This is a genomic window from Bdellovibrionota bacterium, from assembly GCA_040386775.1.
Lineage (GTDB): Bacteria > Bdellovibrionota > Bdellovibrionia > Bdellovibrionales > JAEYZS01 > JAEYZS01.
Genome location: JAZKEU010000022.1, coordinates 4176 through 13718 on the forward strand (window position 1 = coordinate 4176; position 9543 = coordinate 13718).

10 protein-coding genes are annotated in these 9543 nt (G+C 38.8%); 5 read left to right on the forward strand and 5 right to left on the reverse strand.

Annotated elements, in window-relative coordinates; genetic code table 11:
• Positions 1-343 precede the first annotated feature (343 nt).
• On the forward strand, positions 344-1420 hold the full coding sequence (locus V4596_13460; protein ID MES2770147.1) for a hypothetical protein: 1077 nt from the start codon (positions 344-346) through the stop codon (positions 1418-1420).
• A 20-nt stretch (positions 1421-1440) separates the two neighbouring features.
• On the opposite strand, the gene V4596_13465 is transcribed toward V4596_13460, so the two are convergent.
• Positions 1441-2100, reverse strand: coding sequence for an O-methyltransferase (locus V4596_13465; GenBank protein MES2770148.1), 660 nt, complete (start codon positions 2098-2100; stop codon positions 1441-1443).
• A gap of 212 nt (positions 2101-2312) precedes the next feature.
• On the opposite strand from V4596_13465, the gene V4596_13470 reads away from it, so the two are divergent.
• Positions 2313-4031: an ABC transporter ATP-binding protein gene (locus V4596_13470; protein ID MES2770149.1), complete on the forward strand. Its 1719-nt coding sequence runs from the start codon at positions 2313-2315 to the stop codon at positions 4029-4031.
• 34 nt (positions 4032-4065) lie between these two features.
• Here V4596_13470 and V4596_13475 read toward each other — a convergent pair whose 3' ends face one another.
• Together V4596_13475 and trxB are read right to left on the reverse strand one after the other, a co-directional pair.
• Complete coding sequence (locus tag V4596_13475; protein MES2770150.1) at positions 4066-4566, reverse strand: response regulator; 501 nt, start codon at positions 4564-4566, stop codon at positions 4066-4068.
• Between the two features lie 30 nt (positions 4567-4596).
• A complete protein-coding gene (gene trxB / locus V4596_13480) occupies positions 4597-5538 on the reverse strand; it encodes a thioredoxin-disulfide reductase (GenBank protein MES2770151.1) in 942 nt (313 codons plus the stop codon).
• Positions 5539-5656: 118 nt separating this feature from the next.
• Here trxB and V4596_13485 point away from each other — a divergent pair, with 118 nt between their 5' ends.
• Both V4596_13485 and V4596_13490 read left to right on the forward strand, forming a co-directional pair.
• The gene (locus V4596_13485; GenBank protein ID MES2770152.1) at positions 5657-5944 is read left to right on the forward strand and encodes a 2Fe-2S iron-sulfur cluster-binding protein; all 288 of its coding nucleotides are present in this window, start codon (positions 5657-5659) and stop codon (positions 5942-5944) included.
• A gap of 105 nt (positions 5945-6049) precedes the next feature.
• On the forward strand, positions 6050-7309 hold the full coding sequence (locus V4596_13490; protein ID MES2770153.1) for a hypothetical protein: 1260 nt from the start codon (positions 6050-6052) through the stop codon (positions 7307-7309).
• Positions 7310-7340: 31 nt separating this feature from the next.
• Here the strand turns inward: V4596_13490 and trmB are convergent, their stop codons facing one another.
• A complete protein-coding gene (trmB, locus tag V4596_13495; GenBank protein MES2770154.1) occupies positions 7341-8033 on the reverse strand; it encodes a tRNA (guanosine(46)-N7)-methyltransferase TrmB in 693 nt (230 codons plus the stop codon).
• Positions 8034-8165: 132 nt separating this feature from the next.
• Here trmB and V4596_13500 point away from each other — a divergent pair, with 132 nt between their 5' ends.
• Positions 8166-8543: a hypothetical protein gene (locus V4596_13500; protein ID MES2770155.1), complete on the forward strand. Its 378-nt coding sequence runs from the start codon at positions 8166-8168 to the stop codon at positions 8541-8543.
• 1 nt (position 8544) lies between these two features.
• On the opposite strand, the gene V4596_13505 is transcribed toward V4596_13500, so the two are convergent.
• A partial coding sequence (locus V4596_13505) for a cation diffusion facilitator family transporter (GenBank protein MES2770156.1) occupies positions 8545-9543 on the reverse strand: 999 nt, incomplete at its 5' end.

Genomic DNA, 9543 nt, shown 5'->3' on the forward strand with positions numbered 1-9543 from the left:
AGTTACTTATATATATTGCAAAGCGATTGCCAACTTTTCCCTACTCCAAATCAATTAAAATTGATTTTTAGATGCCCATACCAACCATAAATGGAACCATCCACTAACACTCAAAATTCAATTTTCATCTAAATATATAATATTGCTAACAAATATACCTCTTGGACAATCCATAATCACAGCGACAATTTTGGCTTCGTTTATTTTATTTAAAAGTGTTTGAGTCCAATATCGCAACACTTCTGCAACAATTCTCAGATTGCTATAGACATCCATTTTCGACTTTAATTTACTAATGTTGTTATTTTATGAAGTCATATCTTTGGCTTAAAAGGAAAATACTATGAGAATTATTTTATTGTTCGTTTTTTTAATTTCGCTGTCCATTGATGTATTTGCTGATGAACCTATCTTCTCTAAAGAACAACTACTCTCTGAAGGATATCAAATCTTCCACTCAAGAACCATTTCAAGATCAGGAAAATCCTCCTTCCCAATAAAGACCCTGCCTTGGCCCGTACAATTTAAAGATGCATCTCACACTATCGCGAATTCGATGGCTCAATTTCAACCTTTCAGTACTCCCGGATATTTCCATTTAGGGTGTGATCTTATCGTAAATATGGGAGAAAAAGTATTTACTCCTGTCGGCGGAAGATTAGAAGCTGGGCATTACAGCTACACCAACAACGATGACGGCTCTAAAGTAAAATATTGGAAGCCTTGGCCTGAAACAGGCAATTCTACCTACTTTGAAATCGCAGTCGTTAACGAAGGTGGATATAGATTTGAATACCACCACATGGATAGAGATACCTTGCCAAAAGAAATCGTTGATATCTTAAATAATGGAGGTGGTTACATTCCCGCAGGAACATACGTGGGACGAGCCGTTTATTTTAGTAGTGATTATCATCACATTCATTACAATGTGATTGCTCCCAACCAGATAGCAATCAATCCCGAAGCCATCAGCCTTCCTATTCCAGACCATAAGGCACCAGAAATTTTTAATGTATTTGCTGTTTATGCAAATGGAGACGTAATCTCACTCAAAGAAAACTCACAACTGAATAAACGACCTATCGAATTTGTAGTGTGGACGCGCGATCAATTGGATGGCAGTGTTTATGATCAACCACCTACTCTTTCCATGATCGAATTCGAGTCTGGAGAAAAAGTCAGTTGGGACTTTCGAGAAAAACTAGCAGATTCAAATGGAAAACTCCCCAATCTATTTAATTTTATTCTCACGGAACTCAAAGTCGGTAAGGATATTTTACGCTCAGAAGGGGGCTACGGAATAGGCCGATCCCTTATCCGTTTATCTGTCCCTAAATTAGCTCATGGAAAATTTGTAATTACCGCCCAAGATATTTCTGGAAATAGCACTAAAATGACTGGAAATATTAAGCTTTAATTCGCAATTGCTGATTCAACCTAAATCTTAATGCCCACGGAAATTCCATCATGGCTTGGATAAACAATGGATTTAAATCTTTTAGAATCCGAGAAAGCTTCATGGAATTTCACCATCGCGGAGACTTGCGTTTTAGAATAGCCTTCTTGCGCTGCTCCCCACATTGATCCGCCCAAGAATGTATTATCGGCGATGATCAACCCACCTAGTCTCACATTCTTTTCCGCCCACAATAAATATTCCGGATACCCTGCTTTATCCGCATCGATAAATACGCAATCAAACGGTCCATGCTTCTCTAAAATTTTTAAATTCTCGTGAGCATCTCCAATAACCAATTCAATTTTATTTTTCATTTCTGACTTGTCGAAAAATCTCTGTGCATACTCAGCATTCTCCGTATTTTTTTCTAGAGTCCATACTCTTCCGTCTCCGTCTTTAGAAGAGGACATTCCTTGAGCCATATAGATCGCAGAATATCCATACAGACATCCGATCTCGACAATTTTTTTAGAGTCATGCACTTCCACCAGCGATTGCAAAAGTCTCGCCTCGCTGGGAGCCACCATCATGTGGTCGCATTTCTTAGTTTTCGCCGTCTCTCGCATTTCCAAAAATAGCGGTGCTTCTTTTACGTAGTACTTTTGAATAAAATGTTCTTTCTCGTCCCAAACTCTCATCTGCATTTCTCCTGCGAAATTTTCTAAAGTTTAAATAGCATGATTGGCTTTACCTTTGCATTGTAATCTATGGCCGTCAGAAGCAGTTTCCTTCTGACTCCACTTTATTATTAACGCAGTAAGACAAATTTACAGGTAATACTTAGTTATGCTTTGGATTTGTTTGAGTTTTTCGAGTCTTCTAGAGGACAATAAACGTTCGGGGGTTTTAAATGTCAGAGAACTTAGTAGAAGTAAAAAATCTATCCATCAATTTCAAAACCGATGACGGTGTCGTGAATGCCGTAAAGAACATCTCGTTCAATATCCCACGCGGGAAGACAGTTGGACTTGTGGGCGAATCAGGTTCTGGAAAATCGGTGACCTCTCTTTCCATCATGCGCTTGATTCCAAACCCACCAGGAGAAATTTCTAGCGGCTCTATCACTTTCGATGGCACCGATCTTTTAAAACTTCGTGAATCTAAAATGCGCGAGATCCGTGGAAATAAAATTTCTATGATCTTCCAAGAACCAATGACTTCTCTTAACCCTGTATTCACAGTTGGGGACCAGATCGCGGAAACTATTCTTCTTCACCAAAATGTTTCAAAGAGTGAAGCTTACCAAAAAACTTTAGATCTTATGCACCAAGTGGGAATCCCCGATCCTGAAAAAAGAATCAAGGCTTACCCACACGAAATGTCCGGTGGGCAAAGACAAAGAATCATGATTGCAATGGCTATTGCGTGTAATCCTGTTCTCCTTATCGCCGATGAACCTACGACGGCACTCGACGTAACCATTCAAAAACAAATCTTAGAACTTCTTCACGACCTCCAAAAGAAATACAAAATGAGCATGCTCTTCATCACGCATGATCTTGGCGTGATTGCCGATATCGCTGATGAAGTTGTTGTTATGTATCGTGGTGACATCGTAGAAAAAGGAACAACAGAACAGATCTTCAGATCACCAAAACATCCTTACACCAAAGGGTTGCTAGCTTGCCGTCCATCCCTTGAAAGAAATCCTGTCAGACTTCCTACGGTGAGTGACTTTATGTCAGCTGATGGAAAAGAAAAAACTTTCGACGTTGCAGCTCACGCTCAACAAAAAGTGATTAAGCCCATCGGAAACGATAGCCCAATATTACTTGAACTCACAGATGTGAAAAAACATTTCCCAATCAAAGGCGGAATCTTCGGTGGAGTGAAATCTCTAGTGAAAGCTGTCGATGGTGTTTCTCTTCAAGTCAGAAAAGGAAGAACTCTTGGACTCGTTGGAGAATCAGGATGTGGCAAATCAACTCTTGGAAGAACTATCCTAAGATTGATCGAACCGACCGAAGGACAAATCAAATACAATGGCGTGGACATTCCATCACTCAACTCTACAGATCTTAGAAAGCTCAGAAGAAAAATGCAGATCATTTTCCAAGATCCGTATGCTTCTTTAAATCCTCGAATGACCATCGCAAGCGCGATCATGGAACCCATGACGATCCATAGTCTTGGAAAAGACAAAAACGAACGCATGGACATGGCAGCAGCCTTAATGGACAAGGTTGGTCTTGATAAGAAATTCTTAAACAGATACCCGCACGAATTCTCTGGCGGCCAAAGACAAAGAATTTGTATCGCTAGAGCATTAGCGGTTCAACCAGACTTTATAGTTTGCGATGAATCCGTTTCGGCTCTCGACGTTTCGATCCAAGCGCAAATTTTAAACTTACTTTTAGATCTACAAAAAGAAATGAACTTAACTTACATTTTCATTTCTCATGATCTAGCCGTCGTGAAATTCATCGCCGACGAAGTTGCAGTCATGTATAACGGTAAAGTGGTAGAAAAAGCTGATGCGATTTCCATCTACGAAAACCCTCAACACGACTACACAAAGAAATTATTAAGCGCAATTCCTAAGGGAATACCAAAATCATTCTCAATTTAACGCACAAGCGACACAAAAAGGTGCAGGGAACTTTTTATTTTTTTGCTGTGAGCTTTAGGAGAGTGGCTACGGCTTTTTTCATTTTTTCTACGTCGAAGGGTTTTTTAATATAGTCGTCGGCGCCGACTTCGAATCCTCTTTTTACATCGAGTTCGCTTGTTTTGCCCGACAAGAAAATCAGAGGGATGCGTTTTAGGTCTTCGTGTTCTTTTAGAAGCTTTGCTAATTCATAACCATTCAGCCATGGAAGACCTATATCGAGTACAATCAAATCAATCGGCGAATCATCAAGAACGTCAGACAACTGCGTTCCATCCGCTGCTGTGATGGTTTTGTAACCTTCAGCTTCAAAAATTCTTCTTAGTGCTGCGCGAATTGTTTCGTCATCGTCAATGACAAGAATACTCTTAGGATCTTCTTTTTTTTGAACTTTACGGAATTGATCAAGAGACACAACATCTTGTTGAGTCATCTTTTCTTTCGTTAGTTTCTCGATCTTGTCGATGAGTGACTTCGTATTGATTTTTTTAGACATCCCTATCTTCCTAATTTTTTAAAGATCACATCACATGTGATTTTTTTCTAACCATCTTTCTGAATCAATTGCGGCCATACAACCTGTGCCGGCCGCAGTGACTGCTTGTCTGTAGATTGGATCTTGAACATCACCACAAGCAAACACTCCGTCTACATTCGTGTACGTCGTTCCTGGTTTAGTGACCAAGTATCCTGTTTCGTTCATATCTAGCTGACCTTTGAAAATATCTGTATTTGGTTTGTGGCCGATAGCTACAAATAAACCTTCCACTTTTAATTCAGAAATAGAATTGTTCTTTAAATTTTTAACTTTCACCCAGCGTACGATTCTATCGCCGCCAATTTCTTCAACTGCAGAATCCCAGTGAACCACGATCTTTTCGTGATTGAGAACTCTATCCGCCATAATTTTTGAAGCTCTGAAAGAATCACGTCTGTGAAGTACGTGAACTTTAGTTGCGTATCTTGTTAGGAAAAGTGCTTCTTCCATTGCCGTGTCACCACCGCCAACGATTGCGACTTCAACATTTTTAAAGAAAGCACCGTCACAAGTTGCACAAGCAGAAACACCCTTGCCCCAGAATTGTTTTTCAGAAGGAATGTTTAAAAGTTTTGCTGTAGCACCTGTTGAGATGATCACCGTTTGAGCTTGGTATTCTTTTCCATCCGACCAAACTTTGAATGGACGTTTTGAGAAATCCACTTTCTCAACCATTTGCGAAACCATCTTTGTGCCGAATCTTTCAGATTGTTTTCTAAAAACTTGCATCATCTCTGGACCCATTACGCCATCCGCAAAACCCGGATAATTTTCCACATCCGTAGTCGTCATCAATTGACCACCCGGTTGATCACCTTCAAAAAGAATTGGAGCAAGATTTGCTCGTGATGAATAGATAGCAGCTGTATAACCAGCAGGACCCGAACCAATAATAATTACTTTTTCCGTATTTACTTTTCCGTCACTCATAATTTCCTCATTTATAATTCCAATAACCCTATCAAATATGAGTACGCCTGACAATTTAACAAGTGACCGAACGCTGCTTCTTGGTTGACTCGTACGGCCATTATATTCAATATGAGTTATGCCTAAAGTACGTCTAGCCAAAAGCCAAAAGGTCGTAGAAGTCGCCGAAGGAGCCAACCTCTTTCATGCACTGAACGACTTTGGAATTCCCGTTGCCTCTTCTTGTGGCGGCGAAGGCGTCTGTGTCAAATGCATGGTAAAAGTCATCGAAGGCAAAGAGAATCTTTCACCAGAAGGTGATCTCGAGACCGACATGAAGGAAATCCACGACGTGGCGCCCGGTCATCGCATGAGTTGCCAAACCGAAGTTCACGGCGACATCACTATCGACACAGACTACTGGTAATCCGGCAAACTATCCGATATCCGGATAATTTCCAGATCAAGTTTAATTAAATGACCCTAGAGTGGCCTATGGATTTTGCATTACTCCCCTACAAAGGAGATTTTTATGCAAATTATATTTTTAGTTTTAGTTTCGGTATTATTGGTTAACTGTAGTTCAAAAGAGAATGGCGCACCTATTCCTGAGTCTAACGTTAGGTTACTAAGAAAATCAAATTCGGAGGTCATACAAGTCACAGATAAATCCCAGTTAGAAGCAAGCGATTACATTTTATTCGATACAGAAAAAAATAAGAATATTACCATTCAAGATTTAGGAGCTGACCAAGAGAGTCCATATTCAATTTCAAGTGTTTCCGAATGTAAGATTTCAGATAAACTCATAAGATACTCAAGTAGATTAAATCAGCACATTATTGAACTGAAATCAATTCTACCATTGGAATTCTTTTTATCTAGAAATTCTCAGGCTGATTGCAGTTTTCAAATTATACTGAATCATGGGGGTTCAAGCAAAACCTTTAGTTTTTCAAATACTACTATCAAGAATAAAAATACAAATACACAGGCTTTGCTAGGTGATCAAAAAGTTATAGAATTAAAACAATTGCCTACCGTAATCGATGAGGACGAGTTCGAGAATTTTACAATCACACGAACAAATACAGATGAGTCTGTTTCCTTAATTTGTGAGAATTTTTATTCAAAACCAATTCGAGTACAAAATGAAATTGTTAAATTTGAAACTATGGCAAGATATATGGAAATTGTAAGTATTTTGCCTATTCAAGTAGATCCCAGAATATATATTCCACATCAGGACTGTGTTGTTTATTTAAGAAGAAATAACGGATCGGTATATCTGTCTTCACCTTTTAAAGTGAGATACACGGTTATGCAACCTCAAGTGAGTTTTGTTAACAACCCATACACTCAGCGTGATCCACCGGATAGATATGCTCCGTTCTCTATTAATTTTTCGAATCCGCACGCCGTTCCAACATCTATAGCCATAGATAAAACAAAACTCAGTCTAAATGTTACCGTTACAGTGGAAACTTGTCCTCGTGACAAATGCAGAGATGATGTAAAAGGAACTCCAACCCCGAATCTGGATCCGCAGTTTTCTAATCCTGAATCTGTAATTGAAAAAGAAAATGCCTACATTGTTTATCTAAGGCCCAATGAAACCTTTAGAGTCATTTTTTGGACTTTGATTTATGACACTTATCATAGTGAGCATAGAATCGAATGGAATCTAAGTACTAAAAAAGATTTGATTCAGAATCTTCATACAAACTATCAAACGCCTCAGGAAATTCCTGATCATCCAAAATTTATTGGGACAGCGGGAAGTAATTTGTAACTGTTACTTGGCCTGACTATTTTTGGCTTAATTATTTATACCCGCGGATAAGCATGGTTTTTAAACCTTTGCTTGTCCAGAGTCTTTCGAAGTGAGTTTGGAAATTTTCTTGGGCCCATTCAGAGTTGTGAAGATCGTATGTGAGTCTTTCGATTTTGTATGGGCCTTTTTTCATTTTCTCTACAGTCCAATCAAAATATTCTGGATTGTCTGTTTTGAACTCCAAAAAAGATCCTGGTTTTTGAATTTCAAAAAGTGTGTGCAAAAAATCGAGCTGAATCAGTCTATTTTTGTGATGACGTTTTTTTGGCCAAGGATCTGGAAAGAATATATATGCATTATCGATTTCACCCGGTGAAAGAATCTGATCAATTTGTGCAGCATGCATGCGCACACCGCGGCCATTTGTTGAGCCCAAAGATTGCGAACGCTTTAAAGTCTGGTGCAAAGGTTTGTATTTAATTTCTAAACCCAACACCGCTCTATTTGGATTTTGAAAACAATGGTGGGCAAAGAAAAATCCATTCCCCGTGCCGATTTCTAAATCCAAAGGAGTTGATTCGGCCATACCAAAAGAATTTTTTCTCCAGCAGCCCTTTAATTCTACCGCCTGCTCGTAATCAAAATAAGCTTCCTTAAGCTCCTCACGGAGCTTGAGCAAATAGGGATTAAGTGTGTATTCCTTATTCAGAATTCTTGATGCTGGGTAGAAAACATTACGCATAGTGCGCAAGAACTAACAAAACATTGCGTTTTTATCAACAAAAGCATCGAAATTATAAAAATTGCCTAGAAATTAACCTTTAGCCGATGCTAGGATGTCGACTCTTTACTATATACCTTAGGGAGGATTTTTATGAGCGAAACGAACAATCAATCAGGTAACAATCAAAAGAAACCAATTTTGGATCAAGTCAGAGAAGCTATCCAAAACAAAGATCAGATTAAACAACAAGTTGTTCAAAATCTGCAAACAGCTGGAAAGCTTGTAGAAGTTCAGGCGCGTGAACTTTTAAAGCAAACCAAACAAAGCAAATTCTTTAACGATAATATCGTTCCATTTGCTGGTTCGGAATTAGCAGATAAAGCAATCGATGTTTTAAACACAAGATTAAAACTTAAAGATACGACGTTAATGAAAAACGTTGAGAAACTAAGAAAAGATATTTTGGACACTAAAGTTAAAAAAGCTAAAGTGGCAAAAGAAGCTCCTGCTACAACTGAAGAGCAATAAGCTACTTTTCTTTTCTAAATTCTTCGGGCTCTTGAGGGTCCGTTAATTCTTCTAAGGTGAACGAGAGCCGTTGAACAAACGGCTTTTGTCTTATAGGGCAATCTGCCAAATCACAAACTTCGCAGTAAGCTTTACGGCATGGATCTAGGTGAAAGTGCAATTCCCCATCGTTTGGATATTCTTCAAATACTAACTTTTCAAAACGACTGACTTCATTGTGTGCCCTTGTGACGTCCCAAAATTCTGGAACAACGATATGTGCATCTATATGATGATATCTGCCGGATCTAATGACTCTCGTATAGTGAATGCGGATAATTCCAGGAAAGATTTTCTTTGCGAATACTTTTCCAATTTTTTTAATAACACCAAGATCCTCGGCGTCCATCAATCCTGCTAAGGATTTTTTTACTAAACCAAATCCAGTTTTTGCGAGGAAGAATCCCAGTATGATCGCAATAACAGAATCTATCCAGTAAGCTTTTGTGAAAATCACTACGACGAGACCCACTGCTAGGCCAATACTTGTAATAAAATCTGAAATCAAATGGTCTCCACTGCCTTTAAGAGCCAGAGATTTTAATTTTTTACCGGCGCGCTTAAGATAGAATCCTAAAGCACCATTCACAAGTCCTGCAAATACAGTAAAGTAAATACCAATTTCGATATTTTGAATTTGATTTTTAGAAACTAAATTTCTAACTGCTTCATAAAAAATAAGAGCTGCTGCAAATGAAATGAATCCACCTTCGAATGCTACAGAAAAATATTCGGCTTTGCCGTGACCATAAGGGTGATCTTTGTCGGCAGGCTTTGAAGCAATACTGATAGTGATCAGTGCGATCACTGCTCCGAGAACATTGACAATGCTCTCGAGAGCGTCAGACAAAATGGCTTGAGAATCTGTAATCTCATAAGCATAGAATTTGAAAATCAAAAGTAAACTTCCAATAACCAAAGAAATTCTAGCTATTCTCAACCTGATTTTATCTTGATCTGC